The organism is Agrobacterium pusense, assembly GCF_013285525.1.
GTDB lineage: Bacteria > Pseudomonadota > Alphaproteobacteria > Rhizobiales > Rhizobiaceae > Agrobacterium > Agrobacterium pusense.
Window position 1 is genome coordinate 1,192,123 of sequence record NZ_CP053856.1, and the last position, 21,935, is coordinate 1,214,057.

General features: G+C 55.9%; 26 protein-coding genes and 1 pseudogene. 19 read left to right on the forward strand and 8 right to left on the reverse strand.

Going from position 1 to position 21,935, the window contains the following annotated elements; genetic code table 11:
* The first annotated feature begins 59 nt into the window (after nt 1-59).
* The 3 genes from HQN82_RS05855 (at nt 60) to HQN82_RS05865 (ending at nt 1,952) form a co-directional block, all read left to right on the forward strand.
* The gene (locus HQN82_RS05855) at nt 60-449 is read left to right on the forward strand and encodes a hypothetical protein (RefSeq protein ID WP_173614641.1); all 390 of its coding nucleotides are present in this window, start codon (nt 60-62) and stop codon (nt 447-449) included.
* 82 nt (nt 450-531) lie between these two features.
* Complete coding sequence (locus tag HQN82_RS05860; RefSeq protein WP_173614642.1) at nt 532-771, forward strand: hypothetical protein; 240 nt, start codon at nt 532-534, stop codon at nt 769-771.
* A complete protein-coding gene (locus HQN82_RS05865) occupies nt 768-1,952 on the forward strand; it encodes an AAA family ATPase (protein ID WP_173614643.1) in 1,185 nt (394 codons plus the stop codon). Before HQN82_RS05860 ends, HQN82_RS05865 begins: the two co-directional genes overlap by 4 nt.
* Nucleotides 1,953-2,447: 495 nt before the next feature.
* On the opposite strand, the gene HQN82_RS05870 is transcribed toward HQN82_RS05865, so the two are convergent.
* The 3 genes from HQN82_RS05870 to HQN82_RS05880 all read right to left on the reverse strand — a co-directional run bounded on the left by HQN82_RS05870 (nt 2,448) and on the right by HQN82_RS05880 (nt 3,858).
* A complete protein-coding gene (locus HQN82_RS05870; protein ID WP_173614644.1) occupies nt 2,448-2,927 on the reverse strand; it encodes a hypothetical protein in 480 nt (159 codons plus the stop codon).
* A 7-nt stretch (nt 2,928-2,934) separates the two neighbouring features.
* Nucleotides 2,935-3,396, reverse strand: a complete 462-nt coding sequence (locus HQN82_RS05875) for a hypothetical protein (protein ID WP_234904869.1) — start codon at nt 3,394-3,396, stop codon at nt 2,935-2,937.
* A gap of 183 nt (nt 3,397-3,579) precedes the next feature.
* On the reverse strand, nt 3,580-3,858 hold the full coding sequence (locus HQN82_RS05880; protein ID WP_173614645.1) for a DUF3892 domain-containing protein: 279 nt from the start codon (nt 3,856-3,858) through the stop codon (nt 3,580-3,582).
* 286 nt (nt 3,859-4,144) lie between these two features.
* Here HQN82_RS05880 and HQN82_RS05885 point away from each other — a divergent pair, with 286 nt between their 5' ends.
* The 4 genes from HQN82_RS05885 to HQN82_RS05900 all read left to right on the forward strand — a co-directional run bounded on the left by HQN82_RS05885 (nt 4,145) and on the right by HQN82_RS05900 (nt 7,117).
* The gene (locus HQN82_RS05885; RefSeq protein ID WP_173614646.1) at nt 4,145-4,927 is read left to right on the forward strand and encodes a hypothetical protein; all 783 of its coding nucleotides are present in this window, start codon (nt 4,145-4,147) and stop codon (nt 4,925-4,927) included.
* Between the two features lie 290 nt (nt 4,928-5,217).
* Nucleotides 5,218-5,733, forward strand: a complete 516-nt coding sequence (locus HQN82_RS05890) for a hypothetical protein (protein ID WP_173614647.1) — start codon at nt 5,218-5,220, stop codon at nt 5,731-5,733.
* Nucleotides 5,733-6,026, forward strand: a complete 294-nt coding sequence (locus HQN82_RS05895) for a hypothetical protein (protein WP_173614648.1) — start codon at nt 5,733-5,735, stop codon at nt 6,024-6,026. Before HQN82_RS05890 ends, HQN82_RS05895 begins: the two co-directional genes overlap by 1 nt.
* Nucleotides 6,027-6,028: 2 nt before the next feature.
* Entirely contained in the window at nt 6,029-7,117 is a 1,089-nt protein-coding gene (locus tag HQN82_RS05900; RefSeq protein ID WP_173614649.1) for a phage major capsid protein, read from the forward strand.
* Between the two features lie 124 nt (nt 7,118-7,241).
* On the opposite strand, the gene HQN82_RS05905 is transcribed toward HQN82_RS05900, so the two are convergent.
* Nucleotides 7,242-7,931 (reverse strand): hypothetical protein, encoded by a 690-nt coding sequence (locus HQN82_RS05905; protein ID WP_173614650.1) that lies wholly within the window; start codon nt 7,929-7,931, stop codon nt 7,242-7,244.
* A gap of 343 nt (nt 7,932-8,274) precedes the next feature.
* Nucleotides 8,275-9,120 carry a hypothetical protein gene (locus HQN82_RS05910; RefSeq protein WP_173614651.1) on the reverse strand — a complete coding sequence of 282 codons (846 nt, stop codon included), beginning with the start codon at nt 9,118-9,120 and terminating at the stop codon, nt 8,275-8,277.
* A gap of 69 nt (nt 9,121-9,189) precedes the next feature.
* On the opposite strand from HQN82_RS05910, the gene HQN82_RS05915 reads away from it, so the two are divergent.
* The 6 genes from HQN82_RS05915 (at nt 9,190) to HQN82_RS05940 (ending at nt 14,296) form a co-directional block, all read left to right on the forward strand.
* Nucleotides 9,190-9,558: a gene transfer agent family protein gene (locus HQN82_RS05915; RefSeq protein ID WP_173614652.1), complete on the forward strand. Its 369-nt coding sequence runs from the start codon at nt 9,190-9,192 to the stop codon at nt 9,556-9,558.
* Nucleotides 9,551-10,018 carry an HK97-gp10 family putative phage morphogenesis protein gene (locus HQN82_RS05920; protein WP_173614653.1) on the forward strand — a complete coding sequence of 156 codons (468 nt, stop codon included), beginning with the start codon at nt 9,551-9,553 and terminating at the stop codon, nt 10,016-10,018. The genes HQN82_RS05915 and HQN82_RS05920 overlap by 8 nt, the downstream gene beginning before the upstream one ends.
* On the forward strand, nt 10,008-12,359 hold the full coding sequence (locus HQN82_RS05925) for a tape measure protein (RefSeq protein ID WP_173614654.1): 2,352 nt from the start codon (nt 10,008-10,010) through the stop codon (nt 12,357-12,359). Before HQN82_RS05920 ends, HQN82_RS05925 begins: the two co-directional genes overlap by 11 nt.
* Complete coding sequence (locus HQN82_RS05930) at nt 12,356-12,646, forward strand: hypothetical protein (protein ID WP_173614655.1); 291 nt, start codon at nt 12,356-12,358, stop codon at nt 12,644-12,646. Before HQN82_RS05925 ends, HQN82_RS05930 begins: the two co-directional genes overlap by 4 nt.
* A gap of 259 nt (nt 12,647-12,905) precedes the next feature.
* Nucleotides 12,906-13,283 carry a hypothetical protein gene (locus HQN82_RS05935; RefSeq protein WP_173614656.1) on the forward strand — a complete coding sequence of 126 codons (378 nt, stop codon included), beginning with the start codon at nt 12,906-12,908 and terminating at the stop codon, nt 13,281-13,283.
* Complete coding sequence (locus HQN82_RS05940; protein WP_173614657.1) at nt 13,283-14,296, forward strand: hypothetical protein; 1,014 nt, start codon at nt 13,283-13,285, stop codon at nt 14,294-14,296. Before HQN82_RS05935 ends, HQN82_RS05940 begins: the two co-directional genes overlap by 1 nt.
* A gap of 196 nt (nt 14,297-14,492) precedes the next feature.
* Here HQN82_RS05940 and HQN82_RS05945 read toward each other — a convergent pair whose 3' ends face one another.
* Together HQN82_RS05945 and HQN82_RS25700 are read right to left on the reverse strand one after the other, a co-directional pair.
* A complete protein-coding gene (locus tag HQN82_RS05945) occupies nt 14,493-14,804 on the reverse strand; it encodes a hypothetical protein (RefSeq protein WP_173614658.1) in 312 nt (103 codons plus the stop codon).
* 50 nt (nt 14,805-14,854) lie between these two features.
* Nucleotides 14,855-15,109 carry a helix-turn-helix domain-containing protein gene (locus HQN82_RS25700; RefSeq protein ID WP_427832744.1) on the reverse strand — a complete coding sequence of 85 codons (255 nt, stop codon included), beginning with the start codon at nt 15,107-15,109 and terminating at the stop codon, nt 14,855-14,857.
* Nucleotides 15,110-15,197: 88 nt separating this feature from the next.
* Between HQN82_RS25700 and HQN82_RS05950 the strand changes: the two genes are divergently transcribed.
* The 6 genes and pseudogenes from HQN82_RS05950 (at nt 15,198) to HQN82_RS05975 (ending at nt 19,940) form a co-directional block, all read left to right on the forward strand.
* Nucleotides 15,198-15,566, forward strand: coding sequence for a hypothetical protein (locus tag HQN82_RS05950; RefSeq protein WP_173614659.1), 369 nt, complete (start codon nt 15,198-15,200; stop codon nt 15,564-15,566).
* 246 nt (nt 15,567-15,812) lie between these two features.
* Nucleotides 15,813-16,064, forward strand: coding sequence for a hypothetical protein (locus HQN82_RS05955; protein WP_173614660.1), 252 nt, complete (start codon nt 15,813-15,815; stop codon nt 16,062-16,064).
* Nucleotides 16,061-17,266, forward strand: a complete 1,206-nt coding sequence (locus tag HQN82_RS05960) for a site-specific integrase (protein ID WP_173614661.1) — start codon at nt 16,061-16,063, stop codon at nt 17,264-17,266. The genes HQN82_RS05955 and HQN82_RS05960 overlap by 4 nt, the downstream gene beginning before the upstream one ends.
* Nucleotides 17,267-17,328: 62 nt before the next feature.
* Nucleotides 17,329-17,646 (forward strand): annotated as a pseudogene (locus HQN82_RS05965) (JAB domain-containing protein); the annotation flags it as partial.
* A 136-nt stretch (nt 17,647-17,782) separates the two neighbouring features.
* Complete coding sequence (locus HQN82_RS05970) at nt 17,783-18,205, forward strand: TadE/TadG family type IV pilus assembly protein (RefSeq protein WP_004441978.1); 423 nt, start codon at nt 17,783-17,785, stop codon at nt 18,203-18,205.
* A 1-nt stretch (nt 18,206) separates the two neighbouring features.
* Entirely contained in the window at nt 18,207-19,940 is a 1,734-nt protein-coding gene (locus tag HQN82_RS05975) for a TadG family pilus assembly protein (protein ID WP_034498925.1), read from the forward strand.
* 166 nt (nt 19,941-20,106) lie between these two features.
* Here the strand turns inward: HQN82_RS05975 and HQN82_RS05980 are convergent, their stop codons facing one another.
* Nucleotides 20,107-21,483: a class II 3-deoxy-7-phosphoheptulonate synthase gene (locus HQN82_RS05980; protein ID WP_004441981.1), complete on the reverse strand. Its 1,377-nt coding sequence runs from the start codon at nt 21,481-21,483 to the stop codon at nt 20,107-20,109.
* Nucleotides 21,484-21,935 lie beyond the last annotated feature (452 nt).

The window sequence follows — 21,935 nt, forward strand, 5'->3', positions numbered from 1 at the left end:
AGCCCCCTCCCACATCGCCAATACATTCAACGTCCGGCGCTGCCGGCGAAGGAGAAGCTATGACTGAAGACCACGAAACTATCGTCGCGAAAATTATGCAATTCGCCGAGGAGAACGAGGCAGTACCAATCACGCAGGTTCTGCGGGAAGCTGAAGCAGATGATTGTTACGTCGACAATATCGCCGCCGTGTGTGGCGGCGAAAACGGTCGTCCGTATGAGGTTCAGTTCGACTACTCGCCCGGTAACGTTAGCTACTGGTCGACACATGAAGAAGCTCGCGCCGAGGCGGCGCGTCTATGGCTAAGTGGACAAGCCTCTCGTGTCGAAGATCACATTGTGTCGGCGGTCAACAAGCGCATCGCCCAGCGCGTTGAGGAATATGACGACCGTATGGCCGCTTACGCCGCTGAACTGAAGGCGGAGATTCGATCGAGGCAGGCCGCCTGACCACCTTTACAATCATCAGCAAACAACAACCTGCCGGCGCCCACCGGCAGGAACGCGCCTATATGCGCCGAACGGAGACTTCATGAAGATTTTGTACTGCCACCCTACGAATGAACGTGGCGCGAAGGACTGCGTCGCTTTCGTTGACGTTGAGCTCAACGACCATATCCGCCTCTACGGCCTACGCCTCGTTAGGCAGCCGGATGGTGCGCACTTCCTGTTCGCACCGCAAGCTGGCCCACGCCGCACCGCCACGTTTTCCAAGCCCCTCGCAGAACGTTTGACTGCCCTTGCGGTTGAGGCTCTGGAGGGCTGCCGATGAGGGATATCGACTGGTTCGGAGCAGACCAGCCCAAGTTCGCGTCCAACACGACTTCGAAGTTTCGCTTCCATCGCACCTTCGGAAACATCCCTCCTAAGAATTACATCGTCGATGGCTTCCTTGCCAAAGGCGAAGTCTCTTGCTTCTTCGGCGAGCCTGGGGCGACGAAGAGTACCATCGCCCTTGATATCGCCTGCCATGTCGCGAGCGGCCGCCCTTGGATGGGCAGAGGCGCGGGCATGTACTGCGAGGCAAATTCCACACAGCCTGCAGAATGGCTAAGGGGTGACGTCCTGTACATCGCTCTTGAGCGCGCCGATCAGGTGCAGCGCCGTGTTGAGGCTTTTACCGATGAGCACAATCTGCAAGAGCCCATGAGGCTCGCCATCTATGACGGCGATCTGGATTTCATCGGCGACGACTCCGACCGACTATCGCAGATCGTTTACGACGTCGAGCAGCAGTCATGGGATGTTGAGCAGGATAATGGAAGCGATGGCTTCAATGTCGACCTGATTGTCATCGACACCCTATCGCGCACCTTAGGCAGCGGCTCCGACAGCGGCGGTGAAGAAACGGCAAAGATAGCCCGTCATCTTCAGCGCACGTTGAAATGGACAGGCGCTCATATCCTCCTTGTCCATCACACCCCAATCGGTGACGACAGCCGTCTGCGCGGGCATGGTAACCTACTTGCCGCATTCGACCAGACCGTGCGCGTTCAAAAGCTCAAGGGCGGTTCGCTGGCCACGGTCCAGAAGGACAACGACGTCGCCGAGAACCTGAAGCCGAAGTTTGCTTACGGAATAAAAAGCCGCGTCGTCCAGGTCGATGAGCGCAGCTGCCGAGAGATCACGGCATCGGTTGTGGTGCCGCTGGATCTCGACCAGGTGAAGCAGAAGCTGCCGAAGATAGCGAGCGCAAGCAACGACAACACTGCGGCGGCCAGCAAGAGCGAAGAGCCAGTGCTTGCGGCCCTATCATCGCTCGGCAGGCCTGCGACCGAGGCGGAGTGGCGTGAAGCGTTCGACACTCACAAAGAAGAAGGCTTGTCAGGCTCGGCGCATCGTAAGCGGTTCTCCGTCGGCAAGCCTAACCTCGAGAAAAAAGGGCTGGTTACGAAGGATGAGAACGGCCTTTGGACCGTTACCGTTACCGCGTTACCAACTGCGTTACCGTAACGCCCTTTGGTAACGGTAACGCTTTTTCACGGGGTTAAGGCGCAGGCGTTACCGCGTTACCGTTACCCCACCCCTTCTTAGAAGGGTGGGTACGTAACGTAACACGTAACGCTTCGCCCAGTCGGATATCGGAATGGATACATCAACAACCATGGGGAATAAGTGATGAGCATGTTGGTTCACGCCGCAAAGGCAGAAACAATACTGACTGTTGTGGGATGCTTTCGAGTAGCGCGCCCACTTCTGGCTTGGCACGTCAGAGACGATGGCACCGTCTGGCCAATTACCATGCATGGCCCGCAAAACCCGGCAAGGTCTGGCATCCTGCTTGAAGATGGAAGCGTCCAGCACATCGGATCTTGCGGTTGTTCATTGGATGCACGAACTTTTGCTAAGATGGTCGCGTTTCGTAATCCACAACCTGGGAATACAGCATGAACCTAGCCACCGACCTTCACGCGCTGGCCGACCGGCTGGCGCGGCTTTGCGTCGAGCCTAGCTGCCCGCTTTATTCATCTCCAATATAGGGTCTCCGCCAGCGTTCACATGATCCAAACTTTCCCACACGCTCCAATTATCCACTGGAGCACCTCCAGCGTCGAAATCTACTTCCGCATTATCGCTCAAATTAAAATGGACGAACCCGAATCCGCCAGAATGTTCAGGAGCTCGAAAGCTCATAACGGGACCATTCTTTGTCAAATGAATTGTCGCAGACTGTTGCCCGTAGCGCCCTCTGCATGCCGTCTCCGGTCCATGGATCTCATCAACTACCCAGTCCACGCCGTAGGACAGCACGTGATCCTGCAGGTCTCCTACATACCAGGTCATCGGATTGGCGAATGATTCAGATTTTAGAACGCCGATAAGAGACCGACCACGATCTAGGTGCTTCATGAAAACAGCAATCGATGCTGACGCGCCAAAACTTATGCGTACGAGTTCGCCACTCACCAGGTCTGCAGTTTGCTTCACTGATAGGTTACTTGTCCGGTGCACTGTCACTTTTCCTTTTTACGAAGTCCTTGATGTTAACGAACGTGTGGGGGGCATGAACAGCTTTTTCCAATTCAATCTTTAGATCATCATCGTTCTGTATGATTAGTAGGAGGTCGCGTAACAAGGACTCAGCAAGAACACCGGTTCGGCCGGACAGCTGCCCATCAAGGAAAATCGCGCACGCAAGCTCTAGATCGTTAAAGAGTTCCCTGACCTGCTCACCCCAAGCTTCAGTGTCACCGCCTGAGCCAGCGTTATGAACCCGGTCAATGCGATCCATTATGCCGATGCGCATAGCACCGACTGCCCCCGCAGACACAGCTAGCTTGTCGTTCCTCATTTGCCGGACAACAAACCATATACTCGCCAAAGCGAGCGGCAGACCGAAAATTGTGATTAGGTTGGCTATTAATTGTGCCCACCATTCGAAATCTATCAGAGACAATGCGTCACCCTACTTTGGCTTCGGTTTCCCGAGCTTATTTGGTATGTGCGTCGTCGTGAAAGACTTCTGAACCTTAATATTTTTACTGCCGTCGTTGAGCGTTTTGCCATCAGCGGTACGCCTGGACCCAGTCGACTTAACTACCTTTTTTTCTGTCATCTCTATCTTTCAAACGTGGCTTGTTCAGCATTCGGAAAGAGACAGCAGGTTGTCATTCCATTGTCCGTCCGCATAAGTCCTTACATACTTCCCGTTTGGACCGTTAACGACACCAATGTTGCCGCGGTTTCCGTTTACATACGTGTAGAACGTATTTGTCTTTGCTTCGATTGAAGCAATGACGTCAGCCCTCGTCCACTTCCAACCACCACCATCAGCGTTCGGATTGCCGAGATGAGTAATACCCTCGTGGCTGCTGTTCCGGTCTTTTTTATTGATGCATGTCACAAGCACATCTGCCATGGCGAATCTCCCTTATACCAAGTGAATTATCTTCTTAAGATTTTTGCAAAGCAACGAAAATTCAGATTTCGAGGTATTTACTCACAGCTAACAATATAACTTTTTATATAATTTGTTATAGTGTATAATTTTACTGGATATATTTCACTTTATACACCTGCGTTAGACATCAAAAAAAATTTCAAAATCGACTACCCGTTTTCGGCCCTTTCTCGGAAAGTATGTGCATCCGGCGCCTCGTCGGTATGCAGCCCTAAACACCCCTCTTTCATAAGGTGACGGCCTAATGGAAAAAGAAACCCCGGTTTTTGACCGGCGCGACACGCCGACTGCACTTGACCTCGATGCTGGCGAATGGTCGCCAAGTCGCGCGCGCATGAAAGCACCAGGCATCACGGTGAGGCTGCCAGGTGATCCGCCTCCGCCCGTCACAGCATGCAGCGCGAAAGAAGAGATTGACCAGTGGCTGACTAATGGACGCGCTTGGTATTCCTCCCAATGGTACGACGGCCAAGCGGCCAACGACAATGCGGATTGGCCGCTGCAGAAGCTTTTGCGAACCGAAGGCAAAGACTACTTCCTTTCGCTCGCAGGTCGGTACCGAGACCTGCACGACACCGCTTCGCGGCCGACGCAGTTGATCGGCAAGGAATGCGAAAACCTCTTCTTCGTAGAGAACCAAGATGCAGAAGGCCGGTCAAAAGGCGTTAAGGTCGTGACAGGCAAGAAGGCGAACGCTGACACCGCACCAACCAAAAAGACATCTGCCGGCGAGACCACCCGCAAGCTTGCGGCACCGGTGCCTAAGAAGTGGAACGGCGACTGGCCAATCCTGGCGGCGATCGATGCAAAGCGAGAACTAGCGATCCTTCGCGCCAAGCTGGCTTATGTCCCGGCCATCCTTGAAGCTTTCGAGTGGTCGGTCGTCGACGGCATGACGCTTGACGAAATCGGCAAGCGACTCGGCGCAGGGAGCAAAGGAGCCAAAGGTGAGGCGCGCGCCAGGATCTTCGACGGGTTCGGGATTGTGGATCGGCATTGGCGCACTCAAGACAGGCTTGCCGCATAGGGGTACCCCATTTCCCCGCGCCACAGGTTATAAGAGAGAGAGGCTCGCAGCGATGCGGGCCTTTATCATTTCCGGCAGCCGTCACTGCCGTGATGGTGGGTTGCCGCGCGCGGTAGCTCACCCCAGTTTCCAATCATGGTGCGCACGGATGTACTGCCACCCTGAAATCCCGCGAGTGGTATCGCGGTTCGATCGCGCGCTCTGCCGACGTCTGTCTCCTCGACGACCGGCAGGGCGCCTGCGATTTTTTTAACCCACTTAATCCCAATTCTCAAAAAATGGAGGCGCCAATGCGACTTTACGAAGTCGTACACCTTTTCGCGCGTCGGCTCGGCTTAAAGGTTGGGCGCGTCCGGGCCATTGCAGGCAAACTGCAAGACGAAGGCAAGCTACAAAAGACCGAAGGCAGTCGCAGGTTTCCACTCGACGTATCAGAGCCAGAAGTAGTCACCTTGCTTCTAGCCTTGCTCGGCGAAAGCGGCATTGCCACAGGCCCGTCGGCTGCAAAAACTTTCGGCGATCTTGCGACGATGAATGGCGAGCGTTTTGCGGTCTTTCTGGAAAACCTGCTTTTCGGTCAGCCGAAACACGTTCGCCACCTCATGGTGCGGCAAAACCCGGCTGGCGTTTCGGTCACTGCTGACAACATGCATTTGCTGTTCGGAGAGCCGCCATCTCGCGGCAACGCCTCACCCGCGCGCATCGTGCCTGGTGAAGCCCTAACCGCGATAGCGGCGGAGCTTCAAGGCCAAGCACCAGAGCAAGCCGATGCTGCCGCAGCCCTCAATGCCATCGGAAGACTTTAATGGACATCAAAGACCTCATCACCGCTGCGGCCAATGCGGCCGGAGCGCAAGAACCGCATGCCGACATTTCCGCGCTCGTGGAACACGGCAAGGAAGCCAGACAGCATGTCTGGGACTGGCACTACGCCGGCACAGCAGAACGCAAGCGACTGGCGGAAAAGCTAGCGGCATCGACCCCAGAGTTTCAGCGAGCCGTGGCCGTAACTGAAAAAGCATTGGCTGAAGAATTGGCCGATAGCAGCGCACGACGCGCCAGAATTCGTGCCGAAAACCCCTCTCTTTTTAAGGACTGAATATGACTGATGTAGCAACACTTATTCGCCAGGTCGGCGACAGATTCGACGCGACCGCCGCCGACCTCGGCACTCGCCTTTCTGACCTTGAGCGGCGCGCAGCGCGCGAAAACGACGACTATGGGCAAGACGCAGGCGAAAGCCTGGCAAGTGCGCTGGTCAACACGCCGGCCTTCAAGGAGCTCAACGGTGGTGCCAATCGTGGCCGCGCCTATGTCGAATCTGCCGCCATCACATCCGGCAATACGACCGTCGGCACTGGTCGATCGCAGGGCACGTCTCTCGTCCCCGCTGACCGACGCCCGGGCATAGTCACACCAGCCCAGCGTGTTCTCACGGTGCGGGACCTCATCGCGCCAGGCAAGACCACTGCCGGCTCGATCGAATTCGTACAGGAAACCGGCTTCACCAATAACGCAGCACCTGTCGCCGAGACTACGCAGAAGCCCTATTCTGACATCACGTTCGACCTGAAGACCGCGTCGGTTCGGACCATTGCGCACCTCTTCAAGCTCTCCAAGCAGATGCTTGATGACGTCGCCGGACTAATCTCCTATCTGGATCTGCGCGGCACAACCGGCTTGAAGCTGGTCGAGGAGCAGCAGCTTCTGTTCGGTAGCGGCACTGGCCAGAATATCCTTGGCCTTATTCCGCAGGCGACCGAATTCGACGAAAGCCTGCGCCAGACCGGCGATACGCGCGTTGACACCATTCGCCGAGCCATCCAGCAGGTGCGTCGCGCGGAGTACACTGCAACCGGCATCGTGATGAATCCCGATGACCTCGCGGAGCTTGAGCTGACCAAGGATGCTGGGGGCAATTACATTATCGTCGACCCAGTAGAGGGAGGACAGGGCCGAATCTGGCGCCTTCCCATCGTGGACACCACGGCTATGCCAGCCGGCCAGTTCCTCGTCGGTGCACTTGCTACCGCTGCGCAGATCTTCGATCGGCAGCAGGTCACGTTCGAACTCAGCACAGAGAACGACAAAGACTTTGAGCTCAATATGGCGACGGCCCGGATCGAGGAGCGTCTTGCCCTCGCGGTCTATCGCCCTGAGTCTCTGGTCACCGGTGATTTCGAGGCCTAAGCGCCAAGCATCCAGATAGCGTGGGTATGAGTGGCCACGCTATCACCGGCCTGCTGCTGAGCCCCGGCAGCAGGCCACCTAGATCGCTAAGCGTAAGCGCAACACACGCTCGACGACGAGCGAACTATTTTCGTGTAAGGGTTCCGGACATTGTCACGCCCGACGCCGAACCAGAATACTCAATTGAGTTGGCAGACTTACGCGTAATCACGACGTTCGCTGTCTCGCCACCCATAGGCTGCGCATAGTCGAACGTGACGCGGTTTCCTGAAACTCGGCCATTCCTAATCTGATAGTCGCCCGTGCCGTTATGAGCGTGGCTTCCCCCGGTAACCGTGGATCCGTTCACATTCATCGTCAAAGTCATGCCCGCCTTTAGGAACATCATGCCAACCTGACCTTCCCAAGTCCCATTAAAAAATTTCGGGCCCGCGACGTCATTTGTGGCATCGCCACCGTCCTTTGAAGTCACGGCGTCTCTGTCTTCATACGCAGTGCACTTTGTAATTTTTACAGTTTTTTTGGTGACAGGCGACGTCCCGAATAAGCTCTCACTATCGGAGTTGCTGGATTTTAGAATCGTCTGATTGGGGGTGTTATCGATCAAGTACTCTACTTTGGAGCATGTCGGAGCAGAACTTCTAACTGTAGCTTCTGCTGAATAGTTCCCCTTGGATCCTTTCGTACTGTCAATAGATATCGTTCCCTTACAACTACCTATTGGCTTTGAGAAATTACAGGAGGCCGCATCGGCACTTGATAAACCTGCCAGAACAATGATTGCCGATAACGTTGCTACACCACCAAAGCGCATGACTGTCTCCCCAGAAATAATGGAGAATTGTCCACACTATGAACACCGAGTCCAGTGGGCATCATTACTTATCTCGCCTCGGCGAGCGATACGCACGACTGAGAGGGGGGTGCCTTGAAAGTATCAGCCTGCCCAGCCGCGGACCGGCGCGGGAATGCACTTTAAATGCAAACACAGTTTTTCGCCTCACGCGTGCGCAAACGCGCGCGCGAGAAAACATCGGGTTTTTTCGCCTGGTACGGGGCCTATCGAAACTCCGAAAGCCACCTTTTTCAGGGACCGGCCGGGGTCATTCGCGTGCATTTTTCCAATTCAAAATATGACCCAGGGAGCTCGATTATAGTCAGCGCGTCCAAGGCTCCCAAGGCGTATCATCGGTCAGACCGTACTTGTTGATAATAGTGGTCGCGGAGGTGCTCCAAATAACTGAAGACATTGCAGCCCCCACTTCGCGCCTAGTCACGAACGCCGGATGTGCATCGGAAAACCCCCTAGCGTAATCGAAATATGACGCGGCTCTAGCCATCAAATCAGATGCGTTCACGATGTAAGCTTCAATATTGCTTTCTGATACAATCGAGGAAGTGGATAGGTGAGAAATCCTCAGACTATCAAGGCGGGATCGCAATATCTGCAGGCTGACCAAAATTTGCCAGATAAACCTGCGGTCCTCAATTTTTGAGAACTCTATCAGTTCCTTAAGGTCGCCCACTATTGACGTTGGTGCAGTTGGAAACGCTAGGGGCGGCGCCGTTTTGGGCAATATATGTCCAGCACAGTGAGAGTGTGCGTTCGCCAATTGTGCAAGGACCGCACTACAGTAATCCATGAGATCTGAAAGCGTTAAGGGAGTGGAAGCCCTGACGGCCGTGTGCTTTGCCTCGTTCCTGTTATTTTCGATCCACGTGGCATGGTCAATCTGCTTTTGTGCCGCGAGCTCAGAAGATTTTATCTGGTCCCGGACCGCCCGAACACTTAGCCATGCCGCACCTACGGCCGCCGCGCCAGTCAATAGCGTCTGATATTCCCTTAGCCACTCAAACGTTCCAATCCACTTTATCACATTAAAGAAAGCTTGAGCGGCCCCAACTTCCGATACCACTAGAACGGATTGGATGGCGACTGACAGCACCACTATGCCCAAAACTACGCCACCCCAAAACTGAGCTGTAGTTCCAAACTTCAGCATCTGCGCGCTCCCCAACAATCTGAACGTCAACGTAATAACGCAAATCAACCAACTTGGAATGGATCAATAATGACCACAGCACAACCTTTTGCCATCGTTGAAGCAGACTTCGCCGACGGCACGTACAAATTCGCACTGACTTGGGATTTGGCCAGTGAATGGGAGAAAACAACAGATCGCTCGATGTATGCGACGCTGCTTCACGCCGTCCGCACTGGCATCGTCAATCTCAATGACGCACGCGAAATTCTGCGCCTCGGACTGATCGGCGGCGGCATGGAGCCTGTGGCTGCGCTGCGTTTGGTTCGTACCTACGTCGAGAACCGCCCTGCGGCAGAGAATTTCCCATTGGTGGTTCGGGTAATGGATGCCGCATTCCATGGAAAGGGCGTGCCCGAAGCCGATGACGAATCCGAGCCTGCCGCAGTAAATGGTTAAGCGTACGATTCAGGGCTGGGACCGCCTAAAGCGCCGTCTCGAAAAGATACCCAAGGCCGTGCGCGAGCAGACCCAACCCGCGATAACGTCTGCCGCACAAGACGTGGCGGACGTTATGAAGGCGCTGGCACCCGTCGACGACGGCGACCTCAAGGATAGCATTGTGGTGACCGCAGGCGGGCAGAGAACACCGCCCCATAGTCAGCCAGGCGGAGCAACCACCGTGCCTGAAAACGCGGCGATGATCACGGCCGGCAATTCCAAGGTCCGTTATGCGCACCTCGTTGAATTTGGGACGCGCGCGCATATCGCCGGCGGCCAGTTCGAAGGCGCAGAGATACCCGCCATACCCGCGCACCCATTCTTTTTCTCGGGCTTTTGCACCGCAAAGAAAAAGGCTGGCCAGAAAATCAAGCGCGCGATGTCGAAGGCGATAAGGAGCACAAAGAATGGCAATTGAGTATGAACGACTTGCCGTGTTGCTTGAAGCGCGCGTCAGCGACTTCGAAAGAAAGATCGCCAATGCCACGCGTAATGCGGAGCGCAATTTCAAGCGCGTCGAAACCACTTCCGCCAGAATGCAGGCCCGTCTGAATTCGACCTATTCGGGAATCGCTGCCAGTGCGGCGAAAGCCTTCGCCCTTATCGGTGGTGCCCAGGGCTTTCGGCAATTGTCGGATAGCGGGACGCGCATTACCAACTCCCTAAAAGTTGCGGGCCTCGCTGGCGAAGAACTGGAAGGCGTGTATCAGAAGCTGTTTACAGCTGCCCAGAAGAACGCTGCGCCGCTAGAAACGTTGGTGCAGCTCTACGGCCGCGTCTCGCTGGTTCAAAAAGAGCTAGGAGTATCGTCGGACGATATCATCAGCCTTTCCAGCAACATAGCCCTAGCACTGCGAGCGTCTGGCCAGTCCAGCCAGGAAGCGTCGGGCGCCCTGTTGCAGCTTTCGCAGGCCCTAGGCGCCGGCGTAGTTCGCGCTGAGGAATTCAATTCGATCCTCGAAGGCGCGCCGACTGTCCTGCAGGCCGCGGCCGCTGGTATCAAGCAGGCCGAAGGATCGGTCGCGAAGCTCCGCCAGATCATGTTGGAAGGAAAGCTTTCGTCTAAGGCATTCTTTGACGGCATCAATGCGGGTGCACCCGTGCTCGAGCAGAAGGTTGCCGGTGCGGTACTGACGGTAGACCAGAGACTTGAGAACCTTCGCACCGCCCTGACGAACTCTGTCCGCAGGTTCAACGAATCCACGCAGGCTGCGAACACGTTCGGCGGCGCGATCGACAACATGGCGAACTTCGTCAACAGCGTCGACATGGATGGCCTGGCTTCCGATATTCAGTACGTTATCGAGAAGCTTAACGCTGGTGCAAAAGCAGCACAAGACTTCGCCGAATGGGTAGGAAAGGCGAGCGGCCTTCAGAACATTGGTCAAGGTGCTATTAGCGCGTTGGACAGCGACGGCGATGGCAAGCTATCAGTTCTCGGTGGCGCGCTGACGGTCAACTCAACTGTTAAAGCCAGCGAAAAGCTCGTCGACAACACCCAGAAGCGGCTGGAACTGGAAAAAGAGATCGCGGATCTCGAATCGCAGCCAGTGCGCCGCGCAAGGGCGAACGGATCTCGACTTGATGGCGCCAGGGCCGAGTTGGCGGCCTTGAATGAACAGGCCACAAAGACAGCGTCCAGCATCATTCAAGACGTGCTGAATGACAAGCCGCTGAAATATCCCACCAGTGCGCCCTCGATTGTGGGGGGCAGCGGAAAGACCCAAACCGTCAACGGCAAGAAATTCACGCCCGTCGACATCACCGACAAGAAATATCAGGTCACAGCCGACAAAGACGGCAAATCCAGCAGGAAGCGGGCTGATGAGTATGCCCGAGAAGTTGAGCAGATCACCAAGCGAACGGCGGCTCTGAACGCTGAGACGGCAGCGCAGGCTGGTCTCAATCCCCTCCTGAATGACTACGGGCATTCCATCGAGTTCGCCCGCGCCAAACAGGAGCTTCTGACCGCGGCGCAAGAGGCTGGCGTTAAAATCACGCCTGAACTGACGGCCAGCATCGAGGATTTAGCGGCAGGGTATGCAAACGCGGTCGTCGAATCCGAGCGGCTTCCCGAAAAGCAGGATGAGATACGCCAGCGCGCTGAAGAGGCGATGGAAACCGCCAAGGATGTTACGCGAGGCATGATTGACGGCTTCATTGAGGGAGCCAGCGCGGCAGACATTCTCGCCGATAGCCTCAAGAAGATCGGCAACGCCCTGATCAACGACGTGTTGAACAACATCTTCAAGATCAACAATGCCGGCGGCAGTGGGGGCGGACTATTTAGCCTGTTCAGTGGCCTCTTTGGTGGTGGCTCGCAGTGGGCGGGAATTAAATCCGGAGCGATCACTGGCGGCCTGTTTGCTAACGGCGGCTACACCGGCGACGGGGGCAAATACCAGCCAGCAGGCGTCGTGCACAGAGGTGAGTACGTATTCGACCAGGCGGCCGTCAAAGCTGCCGGCGGTCCTGCGGCGATGGAGGCCATGAGGCGTGGCCTTAAGGGGTACGCTGATGGCGGCTACGTCGGCGCAATGCCGGCGCTCTCGCCTCCCAGTATTCCGGATATGAAGTCAGTCACGGGCGGATCGGGTGGCGGCGCGGTTAACGTGAATTTCTCTCCCGTTTACAACGTGCAGGGCACCGGCCCCGAGATCGCACAGCTTCGTGCGCAAATGGCCAAGGACAAAGCAGAAATACCGCTTAGAGTGGAAGCAGCAGTTAGAGACGCTCGAAAAAGGAACGTGAAACTTTGATTGAGGAATACAACAGACGACTTTTGACGGTTGAGGGAGAAATGTTCGCCCTCAAAAACGCGACGCATCTTATCGCGTCGATTTTACGCGAAACATTGCCTGAGCAGGGCGTAATACTCGATGAGTTTCTGGAAACGGCAATAAGTTCCTACCGCAACGCGCTGCCATCTGATGAAAGAACGACCGTGTATCTTGAGGCTGCAATAAAGGCCACACGCGGCCTAATGGACGCCCCACGCATGGCGCCGACGTTTTCCGTTATCGACGGCGGCAAAAGCGAAGAGTGAGGCCTAGGGGCAGCCGAGATGTCGGCTTCAGGTCTGCGCAGAAGCGAAACGTGAAGCTCAACTGGACACTCGCCCCAGTCCACCAGTAAAGCGTTTCGCTCAAAGGTATGGCGTAGGTCTCCTCAAAATTGGGGAGACCTAGGGCCCCAAAGTGCCCGTCGTTATTTCAACCCCTACTATCCACACAAAAGTTCAATACACGCCTAATTGCATTCACGGAAGTGTCGTAGTAATACACCAGAAAAAATGGGGATGAGTTATGGGGTTTTGGGAAGAGTTACCGGATCAGTGTCCGCCGGCGAAAGCCGCCGACATTGAAATAGCCGATGCCTATAGATGCGTGACATCTGACTCCCCTACAAAGGACGACTTTCTGTCGCAAGCCGCCAGGAAGCGGCCCCTAAATCCCTTAGCTGATCCGTGCAAGCACGCATCTTGCTCGTTATTTACTTGCGCTGATAAAGCCAAGAATATTGCTTATCGCCTTCCAAAGCCACGCGAGGGCGGCCCGTTCGTTGCGCATTTAACGATCGAATCGGGCGCTGGCGTTTCACTGGAAAAAAACAAGCACGTTGATTTCTGGATGTATGATACTTTTGATCCTGTCGCTGCAATCAAAAAGATAGAGACTGTCTGATGGCCCGCCGTTCAGCTCAATATGAAGCGACGCTAGTTTACATGGATGAGCCCCAACTAATAACTTTGCTTTCTCAAAAGAAGCGAATTGTGGCTGTGGCGATACCCCATGAGGATTCTAGTAGATCGTTCTTCCATGCAACCACCGTCTCAATCGCAGACTGGGATAAGTATCTTTCGGGCACCGTGGATCTTCGATACCTCTTTACCTACCCGAAAGTGAGACTCCATTTCCATTTTGATCTTCATGATATGGTCGATGGGAAAATAATGATGGAACCGTGGCAGGGTGAGATTGCTGAAAAATACATGCCGTCGCCGCGTTTTTTCTCGACCAACCATACTGAAGATTACGAGCATCAGACAATCAAAGCTTCCGATAAAGAGACTCTGCTGATTGATGGTGAGTGGGAGTTGACCGATTTCGGCCAGTTTCAGCAGAAATTCTCGGACGTTTATGCGTTTATTATATCCGCTGAAAACTGGCAGGACGACTCCACACCTACTACGACTAAGCGAAAGATAAAAGAAGCGTTTCTTGATCGACCGTTTCAGGGCGGCTTTAGCTACGTCCATCTTTTCCGCGATCTGGCGGATAATATCCCTCCGAGAGACCAGTTAAATCTTGATAAAATTCAGTACGCATCGCCAGGTCACGTTGATGTTTTAGGAAAAGAAAGCGCTTTCGAAGCCTTGCAGGAAATAATTCCCAACTTCGTCGAAAATAGAAATAGTATTCACGATAGTTACCGCGGCTTCTATCAGTACCTGTCCGAAAATTATTACCTTCGCATGAGCGGTAACGAGTTCAAACCGGGAGATGGTGCCGAAAAGTATATCAACAAAAATGCGCGCGATTTGTCCAAGATGATGCTGGCACCTTCTTACGACACAATCCTCGATCTCGCTGATCACAACGCTTTAGTAGCCGCAAAGATTGTGTTGTCGCTTTATCGCAGATTATCAGATGCTGCGTCTTATTTTGCGCAGGGCCGAGTAGCGTACTCCTGGTGATCCATATAGAGTCGAAGTAACGGTTAGATCGCGCGCACGTCCGTCGCGAAGATAACTTCACGTCGATCGCGCGCCAACCCTTTTTCGGAGGTGATAGGGGGATTTTGCCCGTGGCTGCGCACTAACAGAGTACTATTCGGCGATCTCGAAATCACGGGCCGCAGCGGATGAGAGTGTGTACCCAAGTTTGCGACTTCTAACCGTCACGAAATGGGCCGCCGGTGATCCTGAACAATGTTTCGCTGTAAGGTAGGCGCAGCAAGATTTTACCACTATCAGCTATCGCGCCGAGCGCCGCAGCCCGACAGAGAAGACTTACTCCGCCTTGCTGCCTGCTGCACATGGCATCTGGGCTATCAATCAATCGAACGTTGCCCAGGCCGGCAGCAACGATTGTTGCGCCCTCAGGAAGCGCGCCTATAGGCTGGACTACGATGATCCTAATTCCACCCAGCCATATGCCTATTGATGCGAAAATCACTACCGCGAACGCCAACAGCAATTTCATTCTTGCCCCCCAGACCCAGGGAAGCAAGATGGTTTAGCCTGCCAAGATGGTCAAGGCTTAATGGTCACCCCGTAGCCTTGGGCGGTCTCTCCGGTGTCGATGAACATGACGCCGGCATCTTCAAGGGCCGACTGGATATCGCGTAGAGTCCTGTCGTACGGCGTGGATTTTTCGCTTTCGAAGTTTGCCAGCGTGGCTCGCCCCACTGCTGACGCCTTGGATAAGTCATCTTGCGACCAGTTAATTAGGGCACGCGCTGCCCGGCATTGTGACGCCGTAATAGACATTTTGTATAACTCTATCATTTTTGTGTTGACTTACGGCCAACTCGATGTATTTTGTATCGTGTTATAGCGAAACAATCGCTTCGCAGCAACCGAGGAGAACGTTGAAATGACGCATGCCAGCAGAAGACAAGAACCGGCGCGGAGCAACGCCAGAGAGCAGTTGCCGCGTGCGCTGGTCGGCAGAAGAAGACCGACCTTCCATGATGTTTTCGAGCAGCAAAACCCCCCGAAATTTTCGGTGGGTGATATGCTCAAGTTTCAGAAATCCGACGGCTACGTTTGGTACCTGACAATACTGGGCTTTCGCCCTGGTGGCGTGGTCGATGCGATGTACTATGATGGCCTCCCACATCCATTTCTTTGCACGCTGAGCGAATTGAGCAATCTTCGCATTGTCGAAATCACGACCATATCAAGGGAAGACGTCGAGGATTACCGCGCCGCCCTTGGGATGGATCCAAAACTAGTTAACTGACCTTTCCCAGCCAGCCTCCGCATTCCCGGGCTGGCCAACTTGCCCAGCGCGCCTTTGTGGCTGCGCGGGCCTCTTATACCGGCAGAAATAGCGACGGCGTAGTCACCACCTAAGGCCTCACCAGCAACGAACCGTCGCGGCCCTGCTCCATCTTGGTTGAGCGGGGCCAAACTTTTTCATCAAGCGACATTGGACTTTTTGCAGGCTGGTTCTGAAAGTTACGTCACGAACAATAGAGGAGGACGCATGCGCGCAGCAAACGATAACAGCCCGCTATATCTTTCTGAAGCGTCGATCGCCGCGCGCATCCTTGGCCCCAAGACGAAAACGCAATGGGATGCCCTTGCATTAGTTTGGGAGCGCGAGGGCTTGCCGCGGATTGATCCCCTCACCGGCTGTCGCTATTGGCCGGCTGTACGCGCGTTTCTCGATCGTCGGCACGGATTGACCCAAAGCACCCTGCCCTCATCCATCGATGGCGTGGAGAACTGGTCATGACCGACGCACCTGGCCTGAAGCGGAAGCGCAATAAAGACGGATCGTACCGGGAGTATTGGGAAGCACGCGCCGACATAGCAAAGCGTGGATATCGCCCGTCTTCAGTTCGACTTCACTACCCGGAGACACCCGAAGGCCGCCAGCAACTGGCAGCGCGATGCCGCATTCTCCAGGCTGAAATGCTCGCGTGGTCGGCTACGGGCGAACACAACGCACCGGGTTACGACGGCACGATTAAGAGTCTCTCTCGCGCCTATCAGACAAACGAAGATTCACCGTTCCATTCGATGAAATGGAACAGCCGTGAGAACGTGCTCAAGTCCCTCAAGATTATCGAGGCGACCGTAGGCGCGAGGCACGTCAGCAAGCTGCTGGGCCCGGATTTCAAGCGGTGGCACACGGCATGGGGGCAGCCCAAGGACGGCCAGCTGAAGCCTAGGCCTTGGCGCGCCAAGCACTCCATGGATACTGTCCGCCAGTTGATTGGCTACGGAGTTACCTTGGGTCACGAGGATTGCTTCCGAGCGGACACCATCCTCAGCAAAATCCGGTTCAAGGCGCCGCTGGCTCGCACATCGGTGATGACCATCGAACACGTCAACGCACTGCGAACATCTGCCCATTCAGAAGGCTTCCATTCGGTTGCCCTCGCCACCGTACTGCAGTTCGAACTCGCGCTCCGCCAAAAGGACGTGGTGGGCGAATGGGAACCGCGGGACGAGACTGACGATGGCGGAATCACCTACCGTGACAAACGCTGGGTAAATGGGTTGGTGTGGTCTGACATCGACGATGATTTTATACTGCGCAAGGTCCACACAAAGACCGGCTTCGCTGTCGAACATGATTTGAAGCTGCACCCCGCCGTTCTTGAGGAAATTGACAGGGTTCCCGCCGGTAAGAGGATCGGTCCAATCATCATTTCTGAGGCAACCGGCGCTCCTTATAAGAACCGAAAATTCACCGAGAGGTGGCGTAAGGTCGCCGATAAGGCGGGCCTACCGAAGCATGTCTGGAACATGGATGCGCGCGCTGGCGCCATTACCGAAGCGTATGATCTGGGCGCATCCGAGACCGACGTAATGAAATCTGCGGGACATAAAAACCGCCAGACAAGTGCCCGCTACAATCGCGGCACCATCAACCAGACCAGCCGCGTTGCCGAAATGCGTCTGGCAAAACGCAACGAGAACAACGAGTGAGGGACGCGCCGGGGACGTTTGAGGGACGTCTCCGGCAAACGGTTGATTTTGCTTACTGACTTGAACAAGGGGAACACCTCCGCATCCTGTTCCTCGATAAGCGCAATGTCCTCATTGCCGACGAAGTGCAGGGGCACGGGACCGTGGACCATACACCGGTCTATCCCCGCGAAGTGGTGCGACGCGCTCTCGAACTATCCGCTACAGCCTTGATTTTGATTCACAATCACCCGAGCGGCGACCCGACACCTTCGCGTGCTGATATCGAGATGACCAAGACCATCATCGGTACGGCAAAGTCGCTCGGTATCGCCGTCCACGACCATATCATCATCGGCAAGGATGGCCACGCCAGCTTCAAGGGCCTTCGCCTGATCTGAAGCAGACGCGAAGGTTTACACAGGCCTGCAACCCATAAGCGCACGTCAACACAAAATTAACACCTATAAATTAGCATTTCCGAAAATAATAAATCAAGGCATCGAACCTTGGTGCCTTAAGGAACGGGGGTGCTTTATGCGTAATGCAGTGCGTTTCCTTCGCGATCGGTCCGGCTCGAACGCTGTCGAGTTCGCCATTGTCGCGCCAATCTTCTTTCTCGTCCTCCTGACCATGATTGCCTACGGCATTTATCTGATGGCGGCCTATTCGGTGCAGCAGATCGCCGCCGACGCGGCAAGAACGGCGGTCGCCGGCCTTAACACAACCGAGCGCCAGCAGCTCGCCCGGGATTTCGTCGCCAAGAGCGATCTCGGTTACGCCTTCCTGGATAAAAGACACTTCACGGTCGACGTCGCCACTGATCCCGCCAATGCCAACCAGTTCACGGTGAAAGTCGAATATGACGCCCGTGATCTGCCGATCTGGAGCCTCTACAGCTACACCCTGCCCGAGCCGGTCATCCGGCGTTTTTCCACCATCCGGATCGGAGGAGCATGACATGAGGACCATCCATTCCCTGCTCTCCGGTTTCCTGAGGGATCGCGCCGGCAACATCGCCATCTCCGCCGGCCTGACGGCGCCGCTTTTTATCGGCATCCTGGCGATTGGCGTCGATTACGGTTATCTGACCCTGCAGAAGCGGCAATTGCAGCAGACCGCCGATCTCGCGGCCATTTCGGCAGCAGCCAACGTCACCGACGCGGAAAAGACGGTGCAGCAATATTTTGCACTCAACGGCCTGGACCTCGGCGTCAGGACGGCGCAGGGGCTGCTAACGCCAACCGGGCTGCAGCCTTTCGATCCCCGGAATGAGTTTGCCAAAACCCACGGCTACGCCGAGGTTGTCAAAGGCCATTATGAACCGGATGCCAGCCTCCCGGTCGGACAGCGGTTCGTCGAAAACGCCCAGCCGACCAATGCGGTGAAAGTAAACATCTTCGAAAAGGGCCAGATCTTCTTCGCTTCGGCCTTTACAACGCCGCCAAGGATTTCGGCCGCCGGAACCGCCTCGTCTCAGAAAGTCGCCGCATTCTCGGTGGGATCGCGGCTTGCCAGCCTCAATGACGGCCTCCTGAACAGCCTGCTCGGCGGTCTGCTCGGCACCACGGTCTCGCTCAAGCTCATGGACTATCAGGCCCTCGTCGATGCCGATGTCAACGCGCTGCATGTCGTCGAAGCTCTCGCGATCGATCTTGGCCTCACCGCCGGCACCTACAAGGACGTGCTGCAGACTGAGATTACCTACGGCAAGTTCCTGAACGCGCTGACGAAAACGACGGGCCTGCAGCCAGCCGTCGTCACCGTTCTGAAGACATTGGAAAAAACCGCCGGCAAGAGCAACATCAAGCTCAAGCTAGAAGAGATCGTCAATCTCGGTCCCTTCACCGAAAAGCTCATTGGCAGCGGGGAAAATCTCAAGGTCAATGCCAGCGTCTTCGACCTTCTCAATGCCGCAGCCGTTGCCGGCAATGGCGGCAACCAGCTGGCGCTTGATCTCGGCGCTAATGTTCTCGGCCTCGCCTCGGCCAAGGTGACACTCGCCATCGGCCAGCCGCCGGTCGAAACGCCTTCGCTCGCCGTTGGCGGCCAGGGCACCGTGGTCCGTACCGCCCAGACCCGCCTTGCGGTCAATGTCGTGGTGGATGGGCTCCAGGCAATCGCCGGCCTCAAGGTCAATGTCCCGCTTTATGTGGAAGTCGCCCACGCGGAAGCCCGGCTTGCGGACATTCGCTGCACGGGCGGCGGACAGGGAACCGTTGATGTCGAAGTTGTTCCCGGCGTTGCAGAAATTGCACTTGGCAATGTCGATACCACGGCCTTCGCCAATTTCGGACGGGACCCGCGGGTGACAAAGGCGGCAATCGTGGATTCTGCCCTGCTTGCCGTCAACGGCAGCGCCCTCATCAACGCCACCAACATGACGAAGACCAAGCTGACCTTCACGCAGCTGGATATTGCCCAGGGCAAGATCAAGAGCGTCTCCACGAAGGATACCGTCACGACACTCGTCAGCTCGCTGCTGAAGAACCTTGATCTCGACATCAGGATTCTCTTCCTCAACCTTGGCGGCCTCGGCGTCATCCAGACGGCGCTCGCCAACACGCTGTCCCTCGTCACCGCACCGGTTGATACGCTGCTTTACAACACGCTTCTGGTTCTCGGCGTCAAGATCGGCGAAGCCGATGTTCGTGTTACCGATGTCCGCTGCCAGCAGCCGGCTCTGGTACAGTAAGCCTATAGCCACAGATAAAAATAGCCGCCGGAAATCCGGCGGCTTTATCATTACCAGAGGCTGAAGCGTCCGCGAGCGGGAGCCTCACACTCCCGAAGCCGGACCAGATCTTCAGTCCGGCACGATCAGACCTCGCGCAAGCGCAGAGAGACTTTCAGCTCTTCCATCAAGCGCTGGCGATTGCCAGGCGCTTCTCGTCGCGCCCGCTTTTCATGCGCTCTGACAGCAGGAACGCCAGTTCCAGTGCCTGATCGGCATTGAGGCGCGGGTCGCAATGGGTGTGGTAACGGTCGGACAACGAATCCGCCGTCACGGCGCGCGCGCCACCCGTGCACTCCGTCACGTCCTTGCCGGTCATCTCGATATGGATGCCGCCCGGATGCGTGCCTTCGGCGCGGTGGATCTGGAAGAAGCTTTCGACCTCCGACAGGATACGCTCGAACGGGCGCGTCTTGTAGTGGTTGAGCGTGATCGTGTTGCCATGCATCGGATCGCAGGACCAGACGACCTTGCGGCCTTCCTTCTCGACAGCACGGATGAGCTTCGGCAGGCTGTCCGCCACCTTGTCGTGGCCGAAACGGCAAATCAGCGTCAGACGGCCGGCCTCGTTTGCCGGGTTCAGCGCGTCGATCAGCTCGATCAGATTGTCGGGCGTCAGCGACGGACCACATTTCAGGCCGATCGGGTTCTTGATGCCGCGGAAATATTCCACATGCGCATGGTCGAGCTGACGCGTGCGGTCACCGATCCAGATCATGTGGCCCGACGTGGCGTACCAGTCACCAGAGGTGGAATCGATACGGGTCAAGGCTTCTTCGTAACCAAGCAGCAACGCCTCATGGCTGGTGAAGAAGTCGGTCTCGCGCAGGCTCGGATTGCTGTCCGCGCTGATGCCGATGGCCTTCATGAAGTCCATGGTTTCGGAGATTCGGTCGGCCAGCTTGCGGTAACGGTCGGCCTGCGGGCTGTCCTTGATGAAGCCGAGCATCCACTGGTGAACGTTTTCGAGGTTGGCATAACCGCCCATTGCGAAAGCGCGCAGCAGGTTCAGCGTCGCCGCCGACTGGCGATAGGCGTCGAGCTGACGCTCCGGGCTCGGAATGCGCGAGGCTTCGTTGAATTCGATGCCGTTGATGATGTCACCGCGGTAGGACGGCAGCGTCACGCCATCCTGCACTTCCACGTTGGAAGAGCGCGGCTTGGCGAACTGGCCGGCAATGCGTCCCACCTTTACGACTGGCAGCTGTGCGCCATAGGTCAGCACCACGGCCATCTGCAGGAAGGCACGGAAGAAGTCACGGATATTGTCCGCGCCGTGCTCGAGGAAGCTTTCGGCGCAATCGCCGCCCTGCAGCAGGAAGGCGTTGCCTTCCGCCACATTGGCAAGCTGCTTCTTGAGGCGGCGGGCCTCACCGGCAAATACCAGCGGCGGATAGGTTGCAAGCGTGGCTTCCGTTGCCGCAAGCGCTGCCGCATCAGGATATTCGGGAACCTGCTGGATCGGTTTCTGCCGCCAGCTGCCGGGGGTCCAATTCTGTGCCATGTTCTTACCCTTCTTTCGACCGCGCAACCGCCGCGCGACCGCCTCGGAAATTTGAGCGGCTTATAGCTCCAAGCACAGGCTTTGCATAGACATCCGCGCGCCGCCCGCCCTCTTTCGGACCGTTTTGATCCGCCATGAAGCAGAAAAATGATTTCAAACGATTTAAATAGTTTCCGTGGATGGTTGCCCATCCCTCCGAAGTCACCGACTTCCGGGCTTGATGCAGAGATATCGGCGCAGGGAATGGTGCAGATGCAAGAGAAACACAACAAGCCGGTCCAGTGGCGAGCAAGGCCAGTTCTCCCATTCGGAAACACACCCTCCTCTTCCGTGGCGGATTTCCATGTGTCTAATCTTCTCCATAAGGAACATCGTTTCGGGTAACATGTCTGTCTCCTTTGTTGGAGACGAGTTAGGTTGCGCCCTGCAGCAAGCATAGAGGCAGGACTGAA

Excerpts from the sequence above, each read along its gene's own strand:
- HQN82_RS05855 (WP_173614641.1), top strand. The coding sequence starts at position 60 with ATGACTGAAGACCACGAAACTATCGTCGCGAAAATTATGCAATTCGCC.
- HQN82_RS05860 (WP_173614642.1), top strand. The coding sequence starts at position 532 with ATGAAGATTTTGTACTGCCACCCTACGAATGAACGTGGCGCGAAGGAC.
- HQN82_RS05865 (WP_173614643.1), top strand. The coding sequence starts at position 768 with ATGAGGGATATCGACTGGTTCGGAGCAGACCAGCCCAAGTTCGCGTCC.
- HQN82_RS05880 (WP_173614645.1), bottom strand. The coding sequence starts at position 3,858 with ATGGCAGATGTGCTTGTGACATGCATCAATAAAAAAGACCGGAACAGC.
- HQN82_RS05885 (WP_173614646.1), top strand. The coding sequence starts at position 4,145 with ATGGAAAAAGAAACCCCGGTTTTTGACCGGCGCGACACGCCGACTGCA.
- HQN82_RS05890 (WP_173614647.1), top strand. The coding sequence starts at position 5,218 with ATGCGACTTTACGAAGTCGTACACCTTTTCGCGCGTCGGCTCGGCTTA.
- HQN82_RS05895 (WP_173614648.1), top strand. The coding sequence starts at position 5,733 with ATGGACATCAAAGACCTCATCACCGCTGCGGCCAATGCGGCCGGAGCG.
- HQN82_RS05900 (WP_173614649.1), top strand. The coding sequence starts at position 6,029 with ATGACTGATGTAGCAACACTTATTCGCCAGGTCGGCGACAGATTCGAC.
- HQN82_RS05905 (WP_173614650.1), bottom strand. The coding sequence starts at position 7,931 with ATGCGCTTTGGTGGTGTAGCAACGTTATCGGCAATCATTGTTCTGGCA.
- HQN82_RS05910 (WP_173614651.1), bottom strand. The coding sequence starts at position 9,120 with ATGCTGAAGTTTGGAACTACAGCTCAGTTTTGGGGTGGCGTAGTTTTG.
- HQN82_RS05915 (WP_173614652.1), top strand. The coding sequence starts at position 9,190 with ATGACCACAGCACAACCTTTTGCCATCGTTGAAGCAGACTTCGCCGAC.
- HQN82_RS05920 (WP_173614653.1), top strand. The coding sequence starts at position 9,551 with ATGGTTAAGCGTACGATTCAGGGCTGGGACCGCCTAAAGCGCCGTCTC.
- HQN82_RS05925 (WP_173614654.1), top strand. The coding sequence starts at position 10,008 with ATGGCAATTGAGTATGAACGACTTGCCGTGTTGCTTGAAGCGCGCGTC.
- HQN82_RS05935 (WP_173614656.1), top strand. The coding sequence starts at position 12,906 with ATGGGGTTTTGGGAAGAGTTACCGGATCAGTGTCCGCCGGCGAAAGCC.
- HQN82_RS05940 (WP_173614657.1), top strand. The coding sequence starts at position 13,283 with ATGGCCCGCCGTTCAGCTCAATATGAAGCGACGCTAGTTTACATGGAT.
- HQN82_RS05945 (WP_173614658.1), bottom strand. The coding sequence starts at position 14,804 with ATGAAATTGCTGTTGGCGTTCGCGGTAGTGATTTTCGCATCAATAGGC.
- HQN82_RS25700 (WP_427832744.1), bottom strand. The coding sequence starts at position 15,109 with ATGATAGAGTTATACAAAATGTCTATTACGGCGTCACAATGCCGGGCA.
- HQN82_RS05950 (WP_173614659.1), top strand. The coding sequence starts at position 15,198 with ATGACGCATGCCAGCAGAAGACAAGAACCGGCGCGGAGCAACGCCAGA.
- HQN82_RS05955 (WP_173614660.1), top strand. The coding sequence starts at position 15,813 with ATGCGCGCAGCAAACGATAACAGCCCGCTATATCTTTCTGAAGCGTCG.
- HQN82_RS05960 (WP_173614661.1), top strand. The coding sequence starts at position 16,061 with ATGACCGACGCACCTGGCCTGAAGCGGAAGCGCAATAAAGACGGATCG.
- HQN82_RS05970 (WP_004441978.1), top strand. The coding sequence starts at position 17,783 with ATGCGTAATGCAGTGCGTTTCCTTCGCGATCGGTCCGGCTCGAACGCT.
- HQN82_RS05975 (WP_034498925.1), top strand. The coding sequence starts at position 18,207 with ATGAGGACCATCCATTCCCTGCTCTCCGGTTTCCTGAGGGATCGCGCC.
- HQN82_RS05980 (WP_004441981.1), bottom strand. The coding sequence starts at position 21,483 with ATGGCACAGAATTGGACCCCCGGCAGCTGGCGGCAGAAACCGATCCAG.